General features: G+C 61.6%; 24 protein-coding genes and 2 riboswitches. Of the genes, 10 read left to right on the top strand and 14 right to left on the bottom strand.

Annotated elements, in window-relative coordinates; translation table 11 throughout:
• Window positions 1–3 precede the first annotated feature (3 nt).
• From ACZ9IU_RS11755 to crcB, 5 genes are all read right to left on the bottom strand, one after another.
• Window positions 4–438, bottom strand: coding sequence for a hypothetical protein (locus ACZ9IU_RS11755; RefSeq protein WP_051899719.1), 435 nt, complete (start codon window positions 436–438; stop codon window positions 4–6).
• Window positions 439–549: 111 nt separating this feature from the next.
• Window positions 550–1,341 (bottom strand): ATP12 family chaperone protein, encoded by a 792-nt coding sequence (locus ACZ9IU_RS11760; protein ID WP_038543137.1) that lies wholly within the window; start codon window positions 1,339–1,341, stop codon window positions 550–552.
• Window positions 1,342–1,353: 12 nt separating this feature from the next.
• Complete coding sequence (locus tag ACZ9IU_RS11765; protein ID WP_038543139.1) at window positions 1,354–2,007, bottom strand: HAD family hydrolase; 654 nt, start codon at window positions 2,005–2,007, stop codon at window positions 1,354–1,356.
• The gene (locus tag ACZ9IU_RS11770; protein ID WP_038543142.1) at window positions 2,004–2,996 is read right to left on the bottom strand and encodes an RluA family pseudouridine synthase; all 993 of its coding nucleotides are present in this window, start codon (window positions 2,994–2,996) and stop codon (window positions 2,004–2,006) included. The genes ACZ9IU_RS11765 and ACZ9IU_RS11770 overlap by 4 nt, the downstream gene beginning before the upstream one ends.
• Before the next feature lie 48 nt (window positions 2,997–3,044).
• Window positions 3,045–3,422, bottom strand: a complete 378-nt coding sequence (gene crcB, locus ACZ9IU_RS11775; protein WP_038543145.1) for a fluoride efflux transporter CrcB — start codon at window positions 3,420–3,422, stop codon at window positions 3,045–3,047.
• Window positions 3,423–3,546: 124 nt separating this feature from the next.
• On the opposite strand from crcB, the gene ACZ9IU_RS11780 reads away from it, so the two are divergent.
• On the top strand, window positions 3,547–3,825 hold the full coding sequence (locus ACZ9IU_RS11780) for a hypothetical protein (protein WP_038543147.1): 279 nt from the start codon (window positions 3,547–3,549) through the stop codon (window positions 3,823–3,825).
• Between the two features lie 31 nt (window positions 3,826–3,856).
• On the opposite strand, the gene ACZ9IU_RS11785 is transcribed toward ACZ9IU_RS11780, so the two are convergent.
• Window positions 3,857–5,452, bottom strand: coding sequence for an EAL domain-containing protein (locus tag ACZ9IU_RS11785; RefSeq protein ID WP_038543149.1), 1,596 nt, complete (start codon window positions 5,450–5,452; stop codon window positions 3,857–3,859).
• A gap of 133 nt (window positions 5,453–5,585) precedes the next feature.
• Window positions 5,586–6,113 (bottom strand): Lrp/AsnC family transcriptional regulator, encoded by a 528-nt coding sequence (locus ACZ9IU_RS11790; protein ID WP_051899720.1) that lies wholly within the window; start codon window positions 6,111–6,113, stop codon window positions 5,586–5,588.
• 137 nt (window positions 6,114–6,250) lie between these two features.
• On the opposite strand from ACZ9IU_RS11790, the gene ACZ9IU_RS11795 reads away from it, so the two are divergent.
• Window positions 6,251–6,667 carry a DUF2000 domain-containing protein gene (locus ACZ9IU_RS11795; RefSeq protein WP_038543151.1) on the top strand — a complete coding sequence of 139 codons (417 nt, stop codon included), beginning with the start codon at window positions 6,251–6,253 and terminating at the stop codon, window positions 6,665–6,667.
• Between the two features lie 39 nt (window positions 6,668–6,706).
• On the opposite strand, the gene ACZ9IU_RS11800 is transcribed toward ACZ9IU_RS11795, so the two are convergent.
• Window positions 6,707–7,195: a copper chaperone PCu(A)C gene (locus tag ACZ9IU_RS11800; RefSeq protein WP_038543153.1), complete on the bottom strand. Its 489-nt coding sequence runs from the start codon at window positions 7,193–7,195 to the stop codon at window positions 6,707–6,709.
• 67 nt (window positions 7,196–7,262) lie between these two features.
• Window positions 7,263–7,640 (bottom strand): hypothetical protein, encoded by a 378-nt coding sequence (locus tag ACZ9IU_RS11805; protein ID WP_051899721.1) that lies wholly within the window; start codon window positions 7,638–7,640, stop codon window positions 7,263–7,265.
• Between the two features lie 194 nt (window positions 7,641–7,834).
• A riboswitch (glycine riboswitch) is annotated at window positions 7,835–7,922 on the top strand.
• A riboswitch (glycine riboswitch) is annotated at window positions 7,923–8,002 on the top strand.
• A 67-nt stretch (window positions 8,003–8,069) separates the two neighbouring features.
• Here ACZ9IU_RS11805 and gcvT point away from each other — a divergent pair.
• From gcvT to gcvP, 3 genes are read left to right on the top strand one after another with little or no spacing between them, the layout of a single operon-like run.
• Entirely contained in the window at window positions 8,070–9,206 is a 1,137-nt protein-coding gene (gcvT, locus tag ACZ9IU_RS11810) for a glycine cleavage system aminomethyltransferase GcvT (protein WP_038543156.1), read from the top strand.
• 16 nt (window positions 9,207–9,222) lie between these two features.
• Complete coding sequence (gene gcvH, locus ACZ9IU_RS11815) at window positions 9,223–9,585, top strand: glycine cleavage system protein GcvH (RefSeq protein ID WP_038543159.1); 363 nt, start codon at window positions 9,223–9,225, stop codon at window positions 9,583–9,585.
• Window positions 9,582–12,449: an aminomethyl-transferring glycine dehydrogenase gene (gene gcvP / locus ACZ9IU_RS11820; RefSeq protein WP_038543161.1), complete on the top strand. Its 2,868-nt coding sequence runs from the start codon at window positions 9,582–9,584 to the stop codon at window positions 12,447–12,449. Before gcvH ends, gcvP begins: the two co-directional genes overlap by 4 nt.
• A 223-nt stretch (window positions 12,450–12,672) precedes the next feature.
• Here the strand turns inward: gcvP and ACZ9IU_RS11825 are convergent, their stop codons facing one another.
• Window positions 12,673–13,017 carry a hypothetical protein gene (locus tag ACZ9IU_RS11825; RefSeq protein WP_038543164.1) on the bottom strand — a complete coding sequence of 115 codons (345 nt, stop codon included), beginning with the start codon at window positions 13,015–13,017 and terminating at the stop codon, window positions 12,673–12,675.
• Window positions 13,018–13,248: 231 nt separating this feature from the next.
• Here ACZ9IU_RS11825 and ACZ9IU_RS11830 point away from each other — a divergent pair, with 231 nt between their 5' ends.
• Window positions 13,249–13,569: a flagellar basal body protein gene (locus ACZ9IU_RS11830; protein WP_038543166.1), complete on the top strand. Its 321-nt coding sequence runs from the start codon at window positions 13,249–13,251 to the stop codon at window positions 13,567–13,569.
• Window positions 13,570–13,643: 74 nt separating this feature from the next.
• On the opposite strand, the gene ACZ9IU_RS11835 is transcribed toward ACZ9IU_RS11830, so the two are convergent.
• The 4 genes from ACZ9IU_RS11835 to ACZ9IU_RS11850 form a co-directional block, all read right to left on the bottom strand.
• Window positions 13,644–14,228, bottom strand: a complete 585-nt coding sequence (locus ACZ9IU_RS11835) for a DUF6680 family protein (RefSeq protein WP_051899722.1) — start codon at window positions 14,226–14,228, stop codon at window positions 13,644–13,646.
• Entirely contained in the window at window positions 14,228–14,584 is a 357-nt protein-coding gene (locus ACZ9IU_RS11840; RefSeq protein ID WP_157885132.1) for a hypothetical protein, read from the bottom strand. Before ACZ9IU_RS11840 ends, ACZ9IU_RS11835 begins: the two co-directional genes overlap by 1 nt.
• Window positions 14,585–15,668: 1,084 nt before the next feature.
• Window positions 15,669–16,733, bottom strand: a complete 1,065-nt coding sequence (gene dusA, locus ACZ9IU_RS11845; protein WP_498957216.1) for a tRNA dihydrouridine(20/20a) synthase DusA — start codon at window positions 16,731–16,733, stop codon at window positions 15,669–15,671.
• Window positions 16,734–17,299: 566 nt separating this feature from the next.
• Window positions 17,300–18,184, bottom strand: coding sequence for a LysR substrate-binding domain-containing protein (locus ACZ9IU_RS11850; RefSeq protein WP_038543170.1), 885 nt, complete (start codon window positions 18,182–18,184; stop codon window positions 17,300–17,302).
• A gap of 126 nt (window positions 18,185–18,310) precedes the next feature.
• On the opposite strand from ACZ9IU_RS11850, the gene ACZ9IU_RS11855 reads away from it, so the two are divergent.
• The 4 genes from ACZ9IU_RS11855 to ACZ9IU_RS11870 all read left to right on the top strand — a co-directional run bounded on the left by ACZ9IU_RS11855 (window position 18,311) and on the right by ACZ9IU_RS11870 (window position 23,579).
• Window positions 18,311–19,918 carry an ABC transporter substrate-binding protein gene (locus ACZ9IU_RS11855; RefSeq protein WP_051899723.1) on the top strand — a complete coding sequence of 536 codons (1,608 nt, stop codon included), beginning with the start codon at window positions 18,311–18,313 and terminating at the stop codon, window positions 19,916–19,918.
• A 66-nt stretch (window positions 19,919–19,984) separates the two neighbouring features.
• The gene (locus ACZ9IU_RS11860; protein ID WP_157885133.1) at window positions 19,985–21,388 is read left to right on the top strand and encodes a class-II fumarase/aspartase family protein; all 1,404 of its coding nucleotides are present in this window, start codon (window positions 19,985–19,987) and stop codon (window positions 21,386–21,388) included.
• Window positions 21,388–22,371, top strand: coding sequence for an ABC transporter permease (locus ACZ9IU_RS11865; RefSeq protein ID WP_038543172.1), 984 nt, complete (start codon window positions 21,388–21,390; stop codon window positions 22,369–22,371). The genes ACZ9IU_RS11860 and ACZ9IU_RS11865 overlap by 1 nt, the downstream gene beginning before the upstream one ends.
• Entirely contained in the window at window positions 22,368–23,579 is a 1,212-nt protein-coding gene (locus tag ACZ9IU_RS11870; protein ID WP_080719163.1) for an ABC transporter permease, read from the top strand. Before ACZ9IU_RS11865 ends, ACZ9IU_RS11870 begins: the two co-directional genes overlap by 4 nt.
• The last annotated feature ends 10 nt before the right edge of the window (window positions 23,580–23,589 follow it).

The following is a 23,589-nucleotide window of genomic DNA, read 5'->3' on the forward strand; positions in this document are numbered from 1 at the left end:
GGCTCACGGAAACAAAGCCGTCGCCATTGTCGGGCGGCGCTGGCCGTCGAGGCGGAATTCGCCGGCGATGCGGTCGGCGATCTTTTCGGCGAGGTCACGATCCGCGGTATCCCCGTCCAGCAGGTAGATCGACGTCTTGAATGTTCCCCTGGCGATCGGTTCGCCGGTGTTCACCGATATCGCCTGTACCGTCACCTTCGCCTCATGCCGGCTGCCGATCAGCATCGGCATGTGCGACATCTCGTCTATTCGCACCGAGATGATCGTCCGCGGCAGGGCGATCGACCTGGTGGTGGCGCGGATCGCCTCGTCGACCAGCATGTCGGTGGCGATCACCAATCCCTTCGGCACATCCGGCCGCGCGGTCACGAAGGCGCCGCGCACGTCGTAGAGAAGTTTTTCCTGCGCCGTGTTTGCCTGTTCCAGGCGGAACGACATCAACGGCAAGACCGTCAAAGCAACAAGACAGAAACGAGAGAGACGACGGAGCATGAAGGAACCTGCAAAACGGCACCTTCAGATGTTCCAACGAACACGGTTAGAGAACGATTAAGCAGAGGGCCTCAACGCAAGAAAAGTTTCGGTCGCCGCCCGCATTTCCTCGAGCCGCTTGGCGCGTCGATGCTCGGCTTCCGCATCCGCGCCCCAATGTTCGATCGTCCAGTCCTCGTCGAGATGGGCGAGCGTCCAGGCCTCGTCGGCGGTGAGCCGGCCTTCCGCAAACGCAAGTGCCAGGATCGCCGAACCGGTCAGCGTCGTCACCGTGTGCAGCACGGCGAGTTCGATCGGCGTATCGTATTTCTTCAGCGTCACCGCAAAGGCGGCGGTCGCCTCCTTCGGCTGCTCCTGCGGCATCACGCCCTCGACCAGGATGAAGCGGGCGCCGAGTTCGTTGGCGGCCCAGTCAACGATCGGATCCCATTGTTCGCTCTGGCGAGCGACCAGGTTTTCCGGTGTCTCGGCGCGGTAGCAGAGCAGGTCGCTCGAAGAGAACCTCAGGATATCCTCGAACACCGCTTGGGGGTCGGTGGCGATGCCGTCGATCGCGGTATTGACGAGCCGCGTCACCGGCATGGTGCTCGGGTCGATCACGTCCACCTGATTGGCCCACTCGTCGCGGATCAGTTCGGCAAGCCGGGCCGTCGGAGCCACGAGTGCTTTCTTCGCAGGCGTCCTGACCGGCCGGCCGTCGAGATGGATGGCATGGCCACCCTCGCCCTCGGCGACCGAGACTTGGCTGTAGAAGCGCTTCGGCAGCGGCTTGTGCATCTGGATCTGCGCCCGCCGCGTCGGGTCCGGATGGCTCAGCGCTTCGGATGGATCGGGAAACATGTCACGCATGGCAATAAAACCTCAGCCGATATGGCTCAGCAACTCGCTCGGATGATGGATGATCGCGTCGGCTCCGGCCTTGTTCAGCTCGTCCACCGAGGCATAACCCCAGGCAACGCCGATCGCCGTGGCGCCGGCTGCTTTCGCCATCTGCATATCGTAAATCGCATCGCCTATGACAAGAGTGTCGGAAGGTTTCATACCGGTCTCGTCGCAGCATTCGGTCACCATCGCCGGATGCGGCTTCGATGGGCAGTCGTCGGCGGTGCGCGACACGACGAAATATTTGTCGAAGCCGTGCGTCTCCATCACCAGCTTCAGGCCGCGCCGGGATTTGCCGGTGACCGCGCCGATCAGCAGGTCCTCGCGCGGTCCGATCGCGTCGATCAGCTCGCGAATCCCTTCGAACAACGGTTCCTTGAAATCCAGGTCCTGGCGGACGACGGCAAACAGCGTCTTGTAATAGGCCATCATCTCGACGGCCTCGTCATCCGCGTGCGGCTTGCCCTGCATGCGGGCAATCGCGATATCGAGCGTCAGCCCGATGATCGCCTTGGTGTCTTCCACCTTCGGCTCAGGCTTGCCGAAATGGGCAAAGCTGCGGCGCATGGTTTCATGGATCAGGTTGGCGCTGTCGACCAGCGTGCCGTCGCAATCGAAAAGGACCAGTTTCATTCGTCGTCGTCCCTGCGGCCGTTTTCCATGTCGAAGCCGAGAAGGTTCCAGCTCTGCACCATATGCGGCGGCAAAGGTGCAGTGACCTTCAGCCGTCCGCCGTTCGGGTGCGGAATGTCGATATGGCGCGCGTGCAGATGCAGCTTCTTCTGGATGCCGCCCGGAAAATCCCAGTTGTGATCGTCGTCGAAATATTTCGGGTCGCCGATGATCGGATGGCCAATATGCAGCGCATGGACGCGCAGCTGATGGGTACGGCCGGTATAGGGCTCCATCTCCAGCCAGCAGAGCGTCTGCGCCGCCATTTCCAGCACCCGGTAATAGGACACCGCGTGATCGGCGCCGTCCTCGCCGTGCCTGGCGATCCGCATCCGGTCGCCATCCGGCGTCTGTTCCTTGACCAGCCAGGTGGAGATCTTGTCCTCGTGCTTGCGCGGCACGCCCTTGACCAGTGCCCAGTAGGTCTTCTTGGTATCGCGCTCGCGGAAGGCGGCGGTCAGCTTCTGCGCAGCACCCCGGGTGCGGGCGATCACCAGCACGCCTGACGTGTCGCGGTCGAGCCGGTGGACCAGCCGCGGTTTTTCACCCTTGGGGCTGATCCAGCTGTCGAGCATCTGGTCGATATGGCGTGCGACGCCCGATCCGCCCTGCACGGCAAGGCCAGCCGGCTTGTTGAGCACGATCACCTTCTCGTCCTCGTGCAGCACCATGCGCGACAAGAGTTCGAAATCGCTGGAATGCTTGAGATCCTTGCCGGCGATCGGCCCGGTCTTCTTGGCGTCGACCTCCATCGGCGGAATGCGCACCGTCTGTCCCGGTTGTACGCGGGCGTCGGATTTTACCCGTCCGCCGTCGACGCGCACCTGTCCGGAACGCAGCAGTTTCTGCAGCGGCCCGAAGCCGAGGCCCGGGTAATGGATCTTGAACCAGCGGTCGAGACGCATTCCCGCTTCGTCCGCTTCGACGCGGATATGCTCGATGCCTGCCATCAAAGCTCTTTCATATCTGGATGTGGGCCAACGGCCTTTGCCCGGTCTTTAGAGCATTGCCCGCCCGAGCGCCAGTCCGGCGAAGACGGCACCGAGCGCGATCACCACGCTCGCGACGATATAGGTGACGCCGACCATGGTCGCACCCCGCTCCAGCAGCGACACGACATCCAGCGAAAAGGCTGAGAACGTCGTGAAGCCGCCGAGAAAGCCGGTGATGATCAGCAGCCGCATCTCGGGCGATGCATCGTACCGTCGGACGATGAGTTCGGCGAGAAAGCCGATCGCGAACGAGCCGGCGATGTTGACGGCAAGCGTTCCCCAGGGAAAGGCAGCCCCCCACAGGCGCAGCGCCCAGAACCCGACGATATAGCGGCAGACAGAGCCGATGGCTCCGCCGATGGCGACGAGAAGCATATTGTTCATGGGGGTTTTCTGTAGGCCAAAACCGGAAATCGTCAAATCGATAAAATGCCTGCATTTTATTTAAACGGGAACAAATCAGGGTCGGCGTAATTATCATATTCTGAGAAAAGACGCGACAGGCGCCATGACGCAACTGGTCACCATATCGGCGAACACCGCCGCACTTGCCATCGAGGCGCTGAAGCCCGGACGACGCCTCTCCGTCAAGGATCAGGTCAAGGACATCAAGGCCGACTCCGAGCGCAATGCCCGTCGCGCCGAAAATGCCGGCGACCCCGGCGATATCGAATTTATGATCCCAGCCACGACGGTCTCGATCGATGTGCTGACGACCGACCAGCATCATCATCCGCAGGCGACTTTCTCCCAGGCACAGTCAGCCTATCGCGACCTCGAAGACTGATCTTCTTCCCGCAGTTTTCACGCCGCCACATTCACGCCGCCACCGACCGGATATTCTCCCGCCCGCTCCCCGAGCGGGCTTTTGCGTTTCGGTGGTAGTCGATGAAATCCACGGCCGGAAGCGGTTTCGAAAACAGCCAGCCTTGGCCAAACTGCACATCGTGAGCCTTCAGATAATCCGCCTGCTCCTGCGTCTCCACGCCTTCGGCGACGATCTGCAGATCGAGCGTCTTCGCCATTTCGATGATATGGCCGGTGACCGAACTGGTGGCGCTGTTGCGGCCGATCGTGTCCACAAAGGACTTGTCGATCTTCAATGCATCCATCGGCAATCCCTGCAGATATTGCAGGCTTGAATATCCGGTGCCGAAATCGTCGATCGCCACCAGATGGCCGCGTTCCCGGGCGCGGGCCAGCGTCGCCCGCGCCGCCTCTATATCGATGAAGCCGCGTTCGGTCGCCTCCAGCCAGATCTGCCCCGCCGCGATCTCCGTCTTGGGAAGCTTGTCGCCGAGAACATCGAGAATACGGCCGGACGTGACGTCGTCGGCGCAGAGGTTGATGGCGATATGCAGCGATCGGTCGGCCGCGAGCAGCGCCCCGAGATCGGCGATGACAGCCTCGACGACCTGGTCGGTAATCGGCAGGATGAGTCCGCTCTCCTCGGCAAGCGGGATGAACAGATCCGGGCGCACCAGCGATCCATCCGGCCTGCGCCAGCGCACCAGGGCTTCCGCGCCGACGCAGATGCCAGTCTTCAGTTCGATGATCGGCTGATAGTGGACGATGAATTCGCGCTTGCGCACCGCGATCACCAGTTCACCGAGCGGTGACAGCCGCTTCCTGGAGAGCCAGATCACGACGCCGACGATGAAGATGGCGATGAAGGCGCCGACCGGCAGCAGCAGGAACTGTTCCGCCTGGAGCCTGCCGGCAAGGTTGGAGCGTGGCTCCATGGCGATCGCGATCAATCCCTTGTCGCGCGCGATCGCGTAAAGCACCGAGGACGTCATGCCGTTCTTCGGCTCGTCGATCAGCGCATTGACGAGGGCCGTTTCCGGGGAATTGAGTTCGTTGATCAGCATGCCCTGCCGGTTGGCGAGCGCCAGCGAGATGTCGGCATCTGCCAGGATGTCGACGAAACGGGCAGGATCGACCAGCACGTTATAGGGGCCGTAGTGCAGCGCCATCATCGGATTGCCCATGCTGACCGCCGGCTGCACGCGGGTGGCGACTTCCACGCCGTCAGGCGTCATGTAGTCGATCCACGGCCGGTCGACCTTGCGCTCCTCGATCCCCCAGGAGGTGCATTTCAGCAGGCCGTTTTCGAAATAACCGACTTCCTTGACCGAGGGCGTGTTGAAGGCGATCACCCGCATGCGGGCGATATGCTGGTCCGAACAGGGTACCAGGCGCGGATAGGCGAGCGAATCGAGCGCTGCCCGCGCATCCTCGAACGTCCTGCTCGCACGCGTGATCGTCTGCTGCGCGATCCGCTCGAGATTGTCCTGCTGTTTCTCGACCGTGATGAGCCATGAAATATAGACCATCGCGGCAATCGGAATGATTGCCCCGAGCAGGCCGAGGAAAACGGCCGCCGCAATCACCCGAGAACGTCGCAGTTCCATTGCCGAAACCTTTTATGAGAGGTCTTGGGCGTTATTCATCGCGGACTTCTGTTAAGATTCATTGATGCAACTCGATCAGGTTGTATCGAAGCAATTTCTAAAGCCCTTCCGGTTGTCGTCCGCGCGGCGCCAGTCACTCTGAATGCGCTACCCGGCCGGCAAATCCGTTGGTTTCCTGGGTCCGCTTGTCCGCGAAACGCAATGGAAGGCCATCGAAAGCCTTGATCTCCTTGAGGACGAAGGTCGTCTGCATTTCCTTGATGCGCGGCAATCGCCGCAGCGTCGACATGGCGAAATCCGCATAGGCGTCGAGATCGGGTGAGACGACCTGCAACAGGAAATCCGCGTCTCCCGCGATGCTGTAGCAGGCGACCACCTCGTCGAGGCCGATCACCTCGGCTGCGAAAGCTTCCGCCTCTTCCTCGCTGTGGCTGTCGATCTTGACGCGGATGAAGGCGAGCACGCCGAGGCCAATCGCCTTTCGGTTCAGCACTGCCTTATAGCCGTGGATGACGCCCGTCTCTTCGAGATGCCGCACGCGTCGCCAACTCGGCGAGGTCGAAAGCCCGACCTTGTCGGCCAGCGCCTGATTGGTCAGCCGGCCGTCTTCCTGCAACGCTTCCAGAATTCGTATGTCCGCCGGCTCAATGTCGTTCGCCATAAAATCTACCCATATCTCCAGTCATTCAGGTAGATCCTACCTATAAACGCCGAAAACGGGAAGAGAAAGGCAGGATCGACCGGCCGATCCGGAGTAGGCTGCCGGTCCTCTTCCACTGATGGATACCCTGCCCGCCCATGACCGACGACATCCGCCTCGCAATCATCGTCAACCCCGCCCTGCCGCTCGGCCTCGTCGCCAACACGGTCGGCGCCATCTCGGTCGGCCTCGGTGCGCGCATGCCGGCACTTGCCGCCCGCCGGCTGACCGATCGCGAAAACCGGACGATCGATATCAGTTCCGCCCTGCCGGTGCCGATCCTGCAGGCGCAGGCAGAGACGATCCGCTCTTTGATGCTGAAGGCGCTGTTGCCGCTGCAGGACCACGCGATCGTCCCCTTTCCGGCTTTCGCCAGATCGCTGCACGACTACCGCGACTACGAGGCGGCCTTCCCCGATCGCGATCTTGCGGAGGAAGAGATCGACGGCCTTGGCCTCGCCGGACCTTCGAAATGGATAAAGTCGTTGACCGGTAGCCTCAAACTGCTTCGCTAGGAACGAAGAGCCCGCTCCCAAGAGCGGGCTCCATCGAATTCACTTGTGCTCGTGGCCGGCCGGTCCCGCCGCCTCGACCGGCAGCGTGATATCCACCTTGCCGGTCTTCTCGAAGGTCAGTGTTACCGGCACCTTGCCGCCCTGCTTGAAGGGTTCCTTGACCTTGATGAACATCAGGTGCAGTCCGCCGGGCGTCAGCTCGACGGTCTTGCCCGCGGGGATGGCTATGCCGGTATCGAGCTTGCGCATTTTCATTACCTCGCCCTGCATCGCCATCTCGTGCATCTCCACGGTGCCCGCGACCGGCGACGAGACCGACGTCAGCATGTCGTCGGATTTGCCGTTATTCTTGATGGTGAAATAACCGCCGCCGACCGGCTGGCCGGGCAGCATCGCCTTGGTGAAGGCGCCCGTAACTTCCAGGTCGCCGACCTTGGTGGGCGCGTCCTGAGCGGCCGTAGCTCCCGCAATAATAATGCCGGTCGCCGCGAAAATGCTGACGAAAACGAGTTTGGTGAAAGTCTTCATGGAATATCCCCATACGGTGACGGCATCTGTGCCGGTCGGCCGCGATTGATCTGAGAGCGTTAAAGGATCAGATCGAGATCGGCGGAGCACGGGATTTGGGCCGGGCCACGGCGGTCGTACCGAGCAGTTCGGAAAACTGGCGCAGGGGATTGGCAAGCGACGCGCGCGCTGCCGTAAGTAAGGCTTCATCCTCCGGCGGCGGCAGGATGACCGAGGCGGAGAGCAGGCAGACTTCGCAGAGCGGTTTTGCCGCTGGCATCCGATGGCCGTGGTCGCCATCGGAACAGATATCGGCAAATGTGCCGTCCGGCAGCCGATAGGCTTCGCTGTAGGAATCGAGCGGCGCGGAAGCCTGCACGGGCTGATGGGCAAACCCCAGCAAAAGCAGCAGCATCGCGCAGAAAATGCGCGTTGAGGTCGCCGCCATGTCCAGTCTTGCCGTCATCGTTTCGCCTGTTCGAGTGATGCGGGAATAATCCAAATCACGATAAAGCGCAAAAGCCCTTTTGTCGCGTGATACAGAACCCATTTCACCCCGCATTGCATTAGATCAAATCGCGTTTGCTGCGTTGCGACAAAAATAGTGTTCGGTGCGACATGCAGGGCTTGCCAAATGGCGATCGAGGCCGATAATACCACCCAGACTCGCTGGGAGAAGCCGCTTCAATGCGGTGCCGAAGGAGCAACCGCCCCGGAAACTCTCAGGCAAAAGGACCAGCAGTCGACCGACAGGAACTCTGGAGAGAGGCCCGAAGAGGGCCCGCCGAAGGGATAACAATCTCAGGCGACAAGGACAGAGGGGGCTCATAAACCGGTGCGTCATTGCGCCTGAATCTGAGCCGGCGCTTGAAATGCGCCAACCCTGGAGGCGTCCTTGGACGATCAGACCGTTCTCAAGACAACCCCGCTTCACGCCCTCCATCTGTCGCTCGGCGCCAGGATGGTGCCCTTTGCCGGCTACGACATGCCAGTGCAATATCCGGCCGGCGTGTTGAAGGAACATCTGCAAACGCGCACCGCCGCCGGCCTTTTCGACGTTTCCCACATGGGTCAGGTCGTCATCCGTGCGAAATCCGGCGCTTATGAGGATGCGGCACTTGCGCTCGAAAGCCTGGTGCCGGTCGATATTCTCGGCCTGAAACCCGGTCGCCAGCGCTACGGCTTCTTCACCGACGACAACGGCTGCATCCTTGACGACCTGATGATCACCAATCGCGGCGATCACCTGTTTGTCGTCGTCAACGCCTCCTGCAAGGAGGCTGATCTCGCCCATCTGCGGGCGCATCTTTCCAGTTGCGACGTCGAACTCCTCGAAGACCGCGGGCTCCTTGCCCTCCAGGGACCACGCGCCGAAGCGGTTCTGGCTGCTCTCTGGCCGGATGTCACCTCCATGAAGTTCATGGACGTCCGCGACGCGTCTCTGCACGATGTCGACTGTATCGTCTCCCGCTCAGGTTATTCCGGCGAGGACGGGTTCGAGATTTCGGTTCCGGCAGACCAGGCCGAGCAGATCGCCAAGGCGCTGCTCGAAGACCTGCACTGCCAGCCGATCGGCCTCGGCGCCCGCGATTCGCTGCGGCTTGAAGCCGGCCTCTGCCTCTATGGCAACGACATCGACACGACCACCACCCCGATTGAGGCTGCGCTCGAATGGGCGATCCAGAAGCCCCGCCGGACCGGAGGCGTCCGCGCCGGCGGTTTTCCGGGCGCCGACCGCATCCTCGACGAACTGGCGAACGGCACCTCCCGCCGCCGCGTCGGCCTGAAGCCGGAGGGCAAGGCGCCCATCCGCGCCCATGCAAAACTTTACGCCGACGCCGAGGGCCAGACCGAACTCGGCGAAGTCACCTCCGGCACATTCGGCCCCTCGGTCGAAGGCCCCGTCGCCATGGGCTACGTGCCGACCCGCTTTGCCGAACCCGGCTGCCAGATTTTTGCGGAGGTGCGCGGCAAATATCTGCCCGTCACGGTCGCCGCCCTTCCCTTCGTCACCCCCACCTATAAACGATAATCCTCCGGAGAGAACCATGTTGAAATTCACCGCCGAACACGAATGGCTGAAGCTCGAAGACGGTGTCGCAACCGTCGGCATCACCTCTCACGCTGCCGAACAGCTTGGCGACCTCGTTTTCGTGGAACTGCCGGAAGTCGGCGCCATACTCACCAAGGACGGCAATGCCGCGACCGTCGAGAGCGTCAAGGCCGCCTCCGACGTCTATTGTCCGCTGGATGGCGAAGTCACCGAGGTCAACCACGCGATCGTCGACGATCCCTCGATCGTCAATTCCGATCCTCAAGGAGCAGGCTGGTTCTTCAAGCTGAAGCTCAAGACCGCCTCCGACGCCGACGCGCTGCTCGACGAGGCCGCCTACCAGGAACTGATCGCATGACCACCGACAGCACCGATTTCCATTTCACCGACTACCAGCCCTACGACTTCGCCAACCGCCGCCATATCGGTCCCTCGCCCGCCGAGATGGCCGAGATGTTGAAAATCGTCGGCTACAAAAGCCTTGACGCCCTGATCGACGCCACCGTGCCATCCTCGATCCGCCAGACGACCCCGCTCGCCTGGGGTCCGGCGCTGACCGAACGCGAGGCGCTCGACAAGCTGCGCGATACGGCGAACCGCAACAAGGCGCTCGTCTCCTTGATCGGCCAGGGTTATTACGGCACGATCACTCCGCCGGTCATCCAACGCAACATCCTTGAAAACCCCGCCTGGTACACCGCCTACACGCCCTACCAGCCGGAAATTTCGCAAGGCCGCCTCGAAGCGCTCCTCAATTTCCAGACGATGATCTGCGACCTGACCGGCCTTGACGTCGCCAATGCCTCGCTGCTCGACGAGGCGACCGCCGCCGCCGAAGCCATGGCGCTCTGCCAGCGCCAGGCCAAATCCAAGGCGACGGCCTTCTTCGTCGATGCCGCCTGCCATCCGCAGACGATCGCGCTGATCGAAACCCGCGCCGCCCCGCTCGGCTGGAGCGTTATCATCGGCGACCCGATGACCGATCTCGACCCGGTCGACGTGTTCGGCGCAATCTTCCAGTATCCGGGCACCAACGGCCATGTCCGTGATTTCACCGGCCTGATCTCCCGCCTGCACCAGACCGGCGCCGTCGCCGCCGTCGCCGCCGATCCCTTAGCGCTGACGCTTCTCAAATCCCCCGGCGAAATGGGCGCCGACATCGCCATCGGCTCCTCCCAGCGTTTCGGCGTGCCGGTCGGTTACGGCGGCCCGCACGCGGCCTATATGGCGGTCAAGGATGCCCACAAGCGCGCCATGCCCGGCCGGCTGGTCGGCGTCTCGGTCGATAGCCGCGGCAACCGCGCCTATCGCCTGTCGCTGCAGACCCGCGAGCAGCATATCCGCCGCGAAAAGGCGACCTCGAACATCTGCACCGCCCAGGTCCTGCTCGCCGTCATGGCCTCCATGTACGGGGTCTTCCACGGCCCGGACGGGCTCAAAGCGATCGCCCAGCAGGTCCACCGCAAGGCCGTGCTGATGGCCAAGGGCCTGGAAAAGCTCGGGTATAGGATCGAACCCGACACCTTCTTCGACACGATCACCGTCGAAGTCGGCCACATGCAGGGCCTGATCATGCGCGCCGCGGTCGCGGAAGGCGTCAACCTGCGCAAGGTCGGCGAAACCCGCATCGGCATGTCGCTCGACGAGCGCACTCGTCCCGCAACGCTCGAAGCCGTCTGGCGGGCCTTCGGCGGCAATTTCAAGGTTTCGGATTTCGAGCCCACCTGGCGCCTGCCGACCGCGCTTTTGCGCAAATCCGACTACATGACCCACCCGATCTTCCACATGAACCGCGCCGAGAGCGAGATGACCCGCTATATCCGCCGGCTCTCGGACCGGGATCTGGCGCTCGACCGGGCGATGATCCCGCTCGGCTCCTGCACCATGAAACTCAACGCCACGGCCGAAATGCTGCCTATCACCTGGCCGGAATTTGCCGACATCCACCCCTTCGTGCCCGCGGACCAGGCGCTCGGCTACAGGGAAATGATAGACGACCTGTCGCAGAAGCTCTGCCAGATCACCGGTTACGACGCCTTCTCCCTGCAGCCGAATTCCGGCGCCCAAGGCGAATATGCGGGCCTTCTGACCATCCGCAACTACCACATCGCCAATGGCGACACCCACCGCGACGTCTGCCTCATTCCCACATCCGCGCACGGCACCAACCCGGCCTCCGCCCAGATGGTCGGCATGAAGGTGGTCGTCGTCAAGGTCCGCGACAACGGCGATATCGACCTCGACGACTTTCGCGCCAAGGCCGAGCAGTATTCGGCGAACCTGTCTGCCTGCATGATCACCTACCCCTCGACCCACGGCGTCTTCGAGGAAACGGTGCGCGAGATCTGCGAGATCACCCACGCCCATGGCGGCCAGGTCTATCTCGACGGCGCCAACATGAACGCCATGGTCGGCCTGTCCCGCCCCGGTGACATCGGCTCCGACGTCAGCCACCTCAACCTGCACAAGACGTTCTGCATCCCGCATGGCGGCGGCGGTCCCGGCATGGGTCCGATCGGCGTAAAGTCGCATCTGGCGGCACACCTCCCCGGACACCCGGCAACGGATGGCCGGGAAGGTGCCGTCTCGGCCGCCCCCTTCGGCTCGCCGTCGATCCTGCCGATCTCCTGGTCCTATTGCCTGATGATGGGCGGCGAGGGCCTGACCCAGGCGACCAAGGTGGCGATCCTCAACGCCAACTATATCGCCGCCCGCCTCAAAGGGTCCTACGACGTGCTCTACAAGTCGGAGGCCGGCCGCGTCGCGCATGAATGCATCATCGACACGCGCCCGCTCAATGTCTCGGCCGGTGTCAGCGTCGACGATGTCGCAAAACGCCTGATCGACTGCGGTTTCCATGCCCCTACCATGAGCTGGCCGGTCGCCGGCACGCTGATGATCGAGCCGACCGAGTCGGAAACCAAGGCCGAGATCGACCGGTTCTGCGAAGCGATGCTGGCAATCCGCGAGGAAGCCCGCGCCATCGAGGACGGCCGCATGGACCGGCAGAACAACCCGCTGAAGAACGCCCCGCACACGGTCGAAGACCTGGTCGGCGAATGGGACCGCCCCTACAGCCGCGAACAGGCCTGCTACCCGCCCGGCGCCTTCCGTGTCGACAAATACTGGTCCCCGGTCAACCGCGTCGACAATGTCTATGGCGACCGCAACCTCGTCTGCACCTGCCCCCCGCTGGAGGCCTACGCGGAGGCGGCCGAGTAGCGCGGTTTCCCGTGCAGGGAGGGCTTTTTGCAGGGAAAACCCCTCCCGCCTGCCGGCCACCCTCCCCACAAGGGGGAGGGTTGAAGCTGCCGCACCCGCTCGCGTCCCGATGCCCTCCGCCGGCCGCAAATCGGCAGACGACCGGAGCGACGTACAATTCGATATCAAGGCCCAAGCCGCCGGAAATCCTGGAAAATTGGTAATGTAGGTCGATGCCTGCCCCTCACGGCTTGCCGCCGGCTTCCACCCGCATCAGACAATTCACATAGGCGCTGCGGGCAAACGACATCCTCTGGCTGGCGCAGGCAAGGCGATCCGCCTCCGACGCTTGCTTGCGCACCTGGTCGTCGCGGAAGGCAAAAAACACCTTGCCGACGACGAGAAACACAAGCGCGGCGATCCACAGCCCGTGGCGGATCTGTTTCCACGAAATCCGGAAAGATCGCCCCTCATCGCCAGCCTGTGCGATGCGCTCCGAAACGCGGGCGGAAACCGGCGCCGCCGGCCCGGACGGCTCGCTGCCGGCCGCAGCGATCCCTCGTCGGCCAAATCGACGCCGCGACGCCATCACCCGCATTCTCCGCCGGTTGGAAAGCGGCGATCCTACCCGCTTTTCCTTTCGATCCGGTCAATGCCGCCGGCGGCTTATAACGCCTGGCCACACCCCAAAAAAACCAGCCGCGCCCCGTTCCGGCACATCTGTGCCGCGCCGTCATACGCTTCCCTTACCCTGCCCGTTCAGTCTTCCTTGAAGCTCTTGCCCTAAAACATCCGTCATCGGCTTTTGGGGATGTGCGCAATGGGTCTGTCGGCGGTGATGAACATTGCGGTTTCGGGCATGCAGGCCCAGGCCAGACGCCTCGCGACCGCGGCGAACAACATCGCCAATGCCAGCACGCCCGGCTACAATCGCCTCGATACCCAGGTCTCCTCCCTCCCCAATTCCGGCGGCGTCACCACCACCGTCACCCCCTCCACCTTCCCCGAAAGCTCGAATGTCGACATGGCCAGCGAAATGCTCGACGCCTTCACCTCGGCGCAGGGCTTTGCGGCCAACGCTGCGGCGTTCGAGACGGGCGCGGACATGTGGGCCGTGCTGATGAGCATCAAGCGGGACTGAGTTTGTAAGAAATACTTCTCAAATCCGAAGCATACTTGGTCTCCGAGAGAATTGCGTTGACCGCAGAATTGTCCCTATGGCCGCTCGCCACCATTTGGCGAAATGGGCACTGGTGCAGGGGGAAACGCATTCGCCGCTGGTGGCTGCATCGGTGTAATCGGAAGCGCTCGTTTACCGGCTAAAAGCTCGTTTAAATATCCCATATTCTGGCGCTGAATATCTTGCTCCTGTATCCAGCCTGCCGGACCATACGCAAGTTTAGCGAGATCATGTTTGTCGTACTGAAATCCTAAATCTTTGCCCATCTGATACAGAAGCCGAACTAGGAGATCTTCCCGCTGCTCAAAAAACCTCACGTGACCGTCCGGCCCTGGCATTGGCGCGGATAGATGAGACATGTAGGCCGAAAAAGCATCCATAACTCTCTGATGACCATAGAATTCTAAATCCACCAGATTGAGTGCACCAACATGTTCGGGGTCGAGCAGTAGACGTCGAGTCCTCATAAGCGATCGAAAAACTGCTAACCTGCGGGTATTATCGTCAGACCATCTTTGTCTTAGGCGGTCTACGACTACCGCCAGTATTGGTCCAACAACGATGGCTATAATATTGATGATGTCTATCCACCGCATTCCAAGAAATATGGGCTCTTGCATCAGGCGCCTCTGATCTTCTCAAATTTTGCGTTGATTGGACCAAGAGGCGTCTCTAATCTGTGAACATCATGTCGGTTAAATTCGATGGGTAGTTCAAGCGTCATCGAAACGGACATAGGTTGCGTCTCGGAGGCTACTCCAGTGATCGGAAAGCTCCCAACTGGTAAGATAAAGTTTATATTTGAGATAATCTTCTTACCATCAGGCGATAATGCATAAACGCCATCATAGCGCCCTCCTCCGATGTCCGCCCCTGCCAGAACGCCATCTCGAAAAACAAACATTCCCATCGAATTGCCGGCAATACCCGTAAAATAAGCCGAATAAAATCCGTCTACAAAAGTGGTCTCGGTCATTGATTTCACTCCAACATACTGGGATTTTAAATGACTTTGCTCAAAATTGACACGACATGATTTGAACGATCAACAGCTTTAAATAAATCCATAGTTATCTATATACTTTTGGAAGGAGTAGAACTATGAAATATTTGCTCGAACCCTTGTGCTGTTTTAGGGAAACGACATAAGTCCCGAGGATAGGTGATCGTAAAAAAATCCCTATCCACCGGCCATTCCCCTTGACGCTTATGCCTTTACGGGTATCCGGCAACGCGAATATCCGTCTGGCCGCTCGCGAAAGCATTTCTCGCCATGCAGTGCACAGCAGCTGGATCCTCGGGTTAAACCCGAGGATGACGGAGGAAGGGGCGGATCACACCACCCAGCGGCGTCATCCTCGGGCTCGACCCGAGGATCCACCCTCCAGGCGCCGACCCATCCGGGCATGATCGACACCTCCCCCTCAGCCCCATCAAGCACTTAACCTCCCTCTCATCCCCGCCCTCCCAGCCTGTGCCTACAATCGCCCCGTTCCGTCGCGGATACACCGGCAGGCGTGCCGGCGAGGCGGGACCGGCGCGGACGTCAAGGGCAAGACGCAAAACCTTGGCGTTCGGGTTCGCGGAAAATGGTCTCCCTCCGGCGACGCGGGACGGATGAGAAGCTGTCGGACCGACTTCTCGTTTCGTTTTCCGTCATGGTGCGTCGGGCGTGCCTGTGAGGCACACAGGGTGATCGGGGCCGCGCCGCGCGGCGTCCGAGGGTTTTTCAAAAACCCGGATTGTGCGGCGCAGGTGGAAGACGATGCCGGGCGGCAGTCATGGCCTGCGGCATCCTGGTCTGCGAGCGTGCATGACGCCCTCTTCGGAGGGGCACGCAACCGTTCCCACACCCCCCGTCATCGCAGAGGGACCGAAGTCGCGGATATTAACCGCCGAACGGGGCGCTGAGAGGTGTCACTTATTACTTATCTTACGAGGCAGCTTTCAGCGCCCCGTCCGATCCTCGGGTCTCGCTTTGCTCACCCGGGAATGACGAAAAGAAACTCAAGCTCGCCAAGGGAGGAGTGTGTCCGGTGGGAACTCGAAAATCTCCACCCTCACCCCGCCAGCCTCTTCTCCTCGGGTTGAACCCGAGGGCCGCCGTCGATATCCACCGCCGCAAACGCAGCCGTAATGACCTCCGGTCCGGCACCCGGCCGGGTGGCGTCGGTGGAAAGTATCTGGCGAAACCGCCGCGCGCCGGCAAAACCCTGGAACAGCCCGACCATGTGCCTTGTGACATGATGCAGCCGCCCGCCCCGCTCGATCAGCTCCGCCGCATAGGCCATCATCGTATCGCGGAGCGCCGGCCAGTCGACATCCGGGGTTTGCGCCCCTCCGGCACCGCCACCTGCCAGAAACGCATCCACGCCGGCGAGCATTCCGGTATTGTGATAGGCGGCGCGGCCGAGCATCACCCCGTCCATATGGGTGAGATGCTTTGCCGCCTGTTCGAGGTCGGCGATGCCGCCGTTGATGCCGATGAACACGTCCGGGTTTTCCCGCTTCATGGCATAGACCAGCTCGTAGTCGAGCGGCGGAACTTCGCGGTTTTCCTTCGGCGAAAGCCCCTGAAGCCAGGCCTTGCGGGCATGGATCCAGACGGCATCCGCCCCCGCCCCGATTACCTGGGCGAGAAAATCCGGCAGCACGTCCGTCGGCTCCTGGTTGTCGACGCCGATCCGGCATTTGACGGTGACCGGCACGCTCGACACCCGCTTCATCGCCGAAACGAGGTCGGCCACATGCGCCGGATCCCGCATCAGGCAGGCGCCAAACGTGCCCGACTGCACCCGGTCCGACGGGCAGCCGACATTCAGATTGATCTCGTCATAGCCGTAATCGGCAGCGATCCGCACCGCCTCGGCAAGCTTTACCCGGTCCGAGCCGCCGAGCTGCAGCGCAACCGGATGTTCGGCCGGCGAAAAAGACAAGAGCCTGTCGCGCGGCCCATGAATGATCGCGTCGGCCACCACCATCTCGGTATAGAGCAGCGCATCCTTCGACAATTGCCGATGCAGGAAACGGCAATGCCTATCCGTCCAATCGATCATCGGAGCAACGGCAAAGACGGGAGCCTTTATATATCTATATTTTTCTTGTTTTACAGGCTCTTGGAACACTCTGTTCTCCGTCTTGTTCAAGCTCATCTTCTCCCAAATCCACCCGTCTCGGACATGGGCTTGATACATTGTACCAACTGGAATCGCCATCTACCAAACGAGGATGCGGTCATGGGCGCTACCACCCCCCGCGCGCGAAAAGATGGCAGCGTCAGCTACATGGCACGCGTGCGAGTTATGCGGGATGGCGCAAGTTATCACGAGACGGAGACTTTTGACAGACGGCCTGCAGCCGCTGCGTGGATGAAGAAGCGCGAGCGGGACTTGCAAAGCCGCGCCGCCGCGTTGCGGCGGCTCGGGGATGCTGTCGGCATTGGCAATCTCGCCTCTTCGTCGAGCTATACGATCCGCCTTACGTCCGCGCACTTGCCCTTGGATAGAAGCACCGGACTGCTCTTCAGCCCGGCGCGGTGTTATTGCTTGTGACAGACACCGGCGGACTCGTGTTCACTGAGCCAATCGGCATCACAGCCCGTCGCCGCTAGCGTACCGTTTCCGGCTAGACATCGTGTATGCGGAGACTGGGGCGCTGATGCCAGTTGAGGCGGACCGGATCATCGGCCGCCCTATTCCATCACCGCATCTCTCAGCCAGGTGCGAAAAAACCGGAAACTCTCGGACCGAAGCTTCGGATCGGCGAACATGAATAAATAGTGCTCATGCACCATTTCGTTCTCAAACAGAGTAACGAGCTGACCGTCCGCTAGCTCCTGCTTGACCAGCTTCTGGCGGACAATGGCAATGCCGAGTCCTTCGACGGCGGCCGTCAGTTCGAGGCCAGAGCTTTCGAGATCGATGAAGCGGGTATTTGAGAATATTCTTGGCGCACGCGGTCCGAGCCAGCGCTCCCAGTTGCGGGTGAATTCCGCCGATCGCAACAAGGTATGATGTTCCAGATCGTCGGGCGTCTTGAGAGGGGGTGCGCGGCGCAAATAGGCCGGGCTGCAGACCGGAGTGAGATCCGCGTCGCCCAATATCTCGCATACGAATCCTTTTTTCCCGACCGTCTCGCCCACATGGATCATGCCGTCCAGCCCTTCCACATCATGCCCGCCGGTGACGAATTTCACGACGATGTCGGGACGGCGCGCGTAAAGCGTTCCGAGCACCGGCATGATGCATTTCTGCAGAAAGACGCGCGGACTTCCGATCACCAGCGGCCGGCGATCGACGCTGACCGAGAGATCGCTTGTCACGGCGCGGATATCGCCAAGAGACGCGTGGATTCTCGCCCAATAGACTTCTCCGGCGGGCGTCAAGGCTATTCTTCGGTGCGTTCGTTCGAAGAGGTCGCAGCCCAAAAATGCTTCCAGATTCTGGATCTGCCGGCTGACCGCGCCGGGCGTCAGGCAGAGCTCGTCCGCCGCCTTGGCGATGCTCATGTGCCGCCCCGCCGATTCGAAAACAGGTAGCGAGGTCATCGGCGGCAGGTCCCTGCGCCTTCTTTGCATGATGTTTTCCTCCCTCCGTTTCTCTAGCGTTCAATTGAGAAAAACTCAATCGAATTCAGAAAATTTCGATTTTTCCGCCGGCAATCCGACGATACGGTCCCCGCGGAATGAATGGGAGGGAGGACCATGAAGAACTTATCACTGGCATCTTTCGGCTTGGCGATCGCGGCTGCGACGTCACTTGCCCCTGTCGCGGCTTCGGCCGAACAATTGCGCGTGGGTCTTGCCGCGCTCGCCACGTCGGTTGATCCGCATTTCCACCGTGCCGGCTACAATTTCGATCTCCGCGAAAACATCTCGGACGCGCTCGTCTACGCCAACGGCGTCAACGGCGGCGTCGAGCCGCGCCTTGCGAAATCATGGGAGATCCAGGGCGATACCAAATGGGTCATCACCCTCGAATCGAAGGCGAAGTTCGACGACGGTAACCCGCTCGGCGCTGACGACGTGATCTACTCGATGTGCCGGGTGCGCAATGTGCCAAACAGCCCCGGCCTGTTCAGCAGCTTCATTTCCACCATCAGCGGCATCAAGGATGCCGGCGACGGAAAGATCGAGATCGACACCAAGAAGCCCGACCCGAACCTGCTGCGCAGCTTGAGCAATATCGGCATCGTCGAGAACCCGACCGGCCGCACGCTGACCTATGACGACAAGACCTGCGGCAACGACAACTGGCTGGAAACGGCCGGCTTCAACAACGGCAAGGTTTCCCCCGGCATCGGCCATTACCGCGTCAGGAAATTCACGCCCGACGTCCAGATCGAACTCGAGCGCAACGCACAGTATTACGGCACCCCGGCCGCCTATGATTCCGTGCTGGTCAAATCCCTGCCGGACAACAGCGCCCGCATCGCCGCCCTGCTTGGGGGCGCGGTGGATGTCATCAATGCCGTACCAATCAATGCCATCGACAGCATCCAGTCGTCGGGCAAGCACCACCTGTCGTCCATGCCCTCGACGTTGCTGATCTTCCTGCTGCCCGATCAGGGCCAGGAAAAGACACCGAAGGTTTCCGGTACCAACGGAAAGAACCCCTTCCTTGACGCGCGTGTCCGCAAGGCGCTCAATCTCGCCATCAACCGCGAGCAGATCGCCGAGACCGTGATGGGGGGCATGGCGGGGCCGGCAAGTCAGATCATCGTTGACGGCGTCTTCGGTCACAATCCCGACCTGCAGCCCTCTCCCTTCGATCCGCAGGAGGCCAAGCGCCTGCTGGCCGAGGCGGGGTATCCGAACGGTTTTTCCCTGACGCTGAACGCGCCGAGCGACCGCTATGTTAACGGTGCCCAGGTCGCTCAGGCGGTGACCGCCATGCTCTCGCAGATCGGGCTCAACGTGACGCTGGAGACTTTCCCGTTTAGCATCTACTTCACCAAGGCCAGCGCCTACGAGTTCAGCCTCTATCTCGCCGGTGCTGCGGCCGATACCGGCGAGGGCCTGAGCCAGATGATCAACCTCGCCGGCACCCGCAATCCCGACCGCGGCTGGGGCGGTGCAAACCGCGGACGCTATTCCAGCAAGGTCACCGACAAGGCGCTCGAAGACGCGCAATCGACGCTCGACGACGCCAAGCGGGAAGAGCTGATCCGCTCCGCCGTGGCCCAGGTCTACAAGGACGACGGCTACGTGCCGCTCTACCACGAGTTCGGCGTCTGGGGGGTGCGCAACGGCGTTCACTACGACGCCAACGCCAACCTGACCAATATCTTCTACACCGCACGTCCCGAATGACGCACGGCCGGTGGAGCTGGCATTTCACGCCGGCCCTGCCCTATTTTTATGAAAGTGCAAAGCCAGATGGGTACAGAATTCAACGACGCCCTCACGTCACAATACGACTACCGGGGACTGAGGGAGGTATTCGCACCGCCGGCCATGTACCAGGCCTTCCTGGACGTCGAAAAGGCCGTGGCGCTGGCCCAGGGAGAGCTCGGCATGATCCCGGTCGCTTCAGCGGAGGCGATCGCAGGACATTGTCGTTACGAGCTCCTGGACATGGAACGCCTGGATGCCTCCTATCGGACAACCCGCCATCCGCTGATGCCGCTCATCAATGAACTCGTCCGGCTCTGCGGCTCCGAGCACGGCGGTTATGTCCACTGGGGCATCACCACTCAAAACATCATCCAGACGGGATTGCTGTTGCTCGCCAAGCGCGCCCAGGCGGTGCTGGACGGCTTTCTCGCCAACATCCTTCAACATCTCGGCCACCATGCCCGCACCCATGCCAACACCGTTATGGCCGGACGCACGCATTATCGCCACGCGGTGCCGATCACCTTCGGTTTCAAGGTGGCTGTGTGGATCGAGGAATTCCTCCAGGCCGCGGACCGGCTCAAGGAGGCCGAGAAGCGAGCCTTCGTGGTGATGAGCGGCGGCGCGGTCGGCTGCTTCTCGGCCCTCGGCAGGCAGGGGCCGGCCTTCCAGTCGCGCGTGGCGGCTCTTCTCGGCATGGGCGAGATGGCCATTCCCTCCCGGGCGATCCGCACCCACATGTGCGAATATGTCAATGCGCTGAGCCTGATAGCCTCCATCTGCCACAAGATCGCCGAGGAGATCTACCAGAGTTCCTCCGAGGAATACGGAGAGCTGCACGAAGGTCGCATCGAGGGCACCATCGGCTCCTCTACCATGCCGCAGAAGATCAACCCGATCCTCTGCTACGGCATCATCGCCAACAGCAACAAGCTCTATTCCTGCGCCGGATTGCTGATGGCGGCCGCATACCGCCCGTTCGAATCGGACGGCAGCGCCAACCAGATGTTCGAGGACGGGCTGGCCGAGGTCATCGCCGCCATTTCCGAAATCCTCGTGCGGACCGAACTACTGGTGCGCGACCTGCATGTCGATACGGAGCGGATGCGGGCCAATCTGGACCTGTCGCATGGAGCGATCTTCGGGGAGTTCGCCATGATGCGGCTCGGCCAGACGCTCGGCAAACACAGGGGCCATGAACTGGTCCACGACGCTGCCATGGCCGCGGTCGGCGGCAAGGCCCCCTTCCTGGAGGAGTTGGCGCTGCTGCCGGGCGGCGAGGCAATCAGGGTCGAGATCGAGAAGCGGCTTGAAACCAGCAGCACCAGCGGCATATGCGCCGAATATGCTTTGCATTTCGGTTCGCTGGTCCAGGATATTGTAGCGGGGTCTATGCCGACCGCCGAGCAACGCAATATCAACGCCTATCTAAAGGCCGACCGCTGATGTTCTCCTTCGTGCTGCAGCGTCTGTTGCAAAGCGTGGTCGTGGCGCTCGTGCTGTCGATCGTCCTGTTCGTCGGCGTCTGGCTGATCGGCAACCCGGCAGACATCCTGATCTCGTCTGAAGCATCGGAGGCCGACCGGCTGGCGGCCATCACCGCGCTCGGCCTCGACAAGCCGCTCTGGCAACAGTACTTGACCTTCCTTGGCAATGCCGCGCAGGGGGATTGGGGATATTCCTTCGTCTACAAGGAGCCGGTCGTCAGCATTCTGCTGCAGCGTTTGCCCGCCAGCCTGGAGCTCGGCATCGTGGCCTTTTTTATCGCCATCGCCGTCTCCGTGCCCGCAGGCCTCTATTCGGGCCTCAGGCCGGGTTCGCCGCTCGGCCGGGGCCTGATGGCCTTCTCGCTGATCGGCGTCAGCATACCGACCTTCTGGCAGGGCATGCTGCTGATCGTCGCCTTCGGTATCGCCCTGCCGATCCTGCCGGTCGGCGACCGGGGCCAGGTGGCGACCCATCTCGGCATCACCTCCAGCCTCTGGACGCTTGATGGCTGGTCGCACATCGTCATGCCTGCCTTCAGCCTGGCATTGTTGAAGATGTCGCTGCTGATGCGCGTGACGCGCGCCGCGACGATGGAAATCGTGCGCCTCGACTTCGTCAAGTTCGCCTATGCCAAGGGCGTGCGCAGCCGCAAGGTCGTCGTCGGCCATATCCTGCGCAACGCGCTGGTTCCACTTATCACCGTCACCGGCATCGAACTCGGCAACCTGCTTGCCTACGGGGTGATCACCGAGACGGTCTTCTCCTGGCCAGGATTGGGCAAGCTCCTGATCAACTCGATCAAGGTATTGGATCGGCCGCTGATCGTAGCGCAGCTCACCTATACCGCGCTGCTGTTCATCGGCATCAATTTCATCGTCGATATCCTTCACATGGCGATCGATCCCCGCATCAAATCCGTGATGGGACAGCGCACAGCATGAGCACGGCCGGATTCAAGGATTACGCGCAGCACTTTGCCGAAAGCCGCGCCGCCGTCGTCAGTCTTGCGGTCAGCCTGGCCTTCGTCGCCTGTGCCATCTTCGCACCGCTGCTGTCACCGACGGACCCATACGACCTGACTCAGCTTCAGCTCTCCGATGCGTTGAAGCCGACTGGTTCCACGCGCATGCTGCCGGGAGAAGAAGTCAGGGCCAATATCCGCATCGACGGCAGCGCGACGTCTGTCCAGCCGGCCACACCAGCCAAGACCCACGTGACGCTCGTGGCCGAGCCCTGCGGGCTGAACTGTCTCGGCGTCGGCGTTCAGCCGGAGGGAACCAGGCTCGCAAACTTGCAGATCCGCAACCTTCCGGCCGGCGCAACCGTCGAGGGTGCCAGGAAGCATCCCGTCCAGCCGTGGTGGACCGTAGACAATCCGGAGGGCGGCAAGGTTAGAATCGCGTCCAACGGCCCGCTGCCAGCGACCTTCACCTTTCTCGCCATCGCCAGGTCCATGGATCAGGAAACGGATTTTGTCTTTCGCCTGGGCACCGACAGCTTTGGGCGCGACATGTTCTCGGCAATTCTCTACGGCGTCAGGATCAGCGTCTTCGTCGGGCTCGTGGCGGCCGGCGCCGCGATGGTGATCGGCACCGGGCTCGGGCTCCTTTCAGCCTGGCGCGGCGGCATCACGGACGCGATCATCATGCGCGCCGTCGACTTCATGCTCGGTCTTCCGGCCTTGCTCGTCGGGCTTGCAATCCTCGCCATTCTCGGCAACGGCGTCAGTAAGGTCGTGCTCGCTATCGTCATCGTGCAATGGTCCTATTATGCCCGAACGGCCCGCTCCTTTGCGATGAGCGAGCTCGGCAAGGAATATGTCGAGGCGGCACGGTGCCTGAGGCTTTCGCCCGCGCGCATCATGCTGCGGCATGTACTGCCCAACTGCATGCCGCAGATCATCGTGCTCTTCACGCTCAACATCGCCTCGGCGATCTCGCTCGAATCGTCGCTGAGCTTCCTCGGAGTCGGCCTGCCGCTGACAAGGCCGTCGCTCGGCATGCTGATCGCCAGCGGCTACGAATTCATCTTCTCGCACAAATACTGGATTAGCATCTATCCCGGCATCGTGCTGCTGGTGATGATCGTCGCCATGAACCTGCTCGGCGACCGGCTGCGTGATCTCAACAATCCGCGGCTCGACCGCTAGAGGAACCGCC

The sequence above is a fragment of the Mesorhizobium sp. USDA 4132 genome (assembly GCF_056279545.1).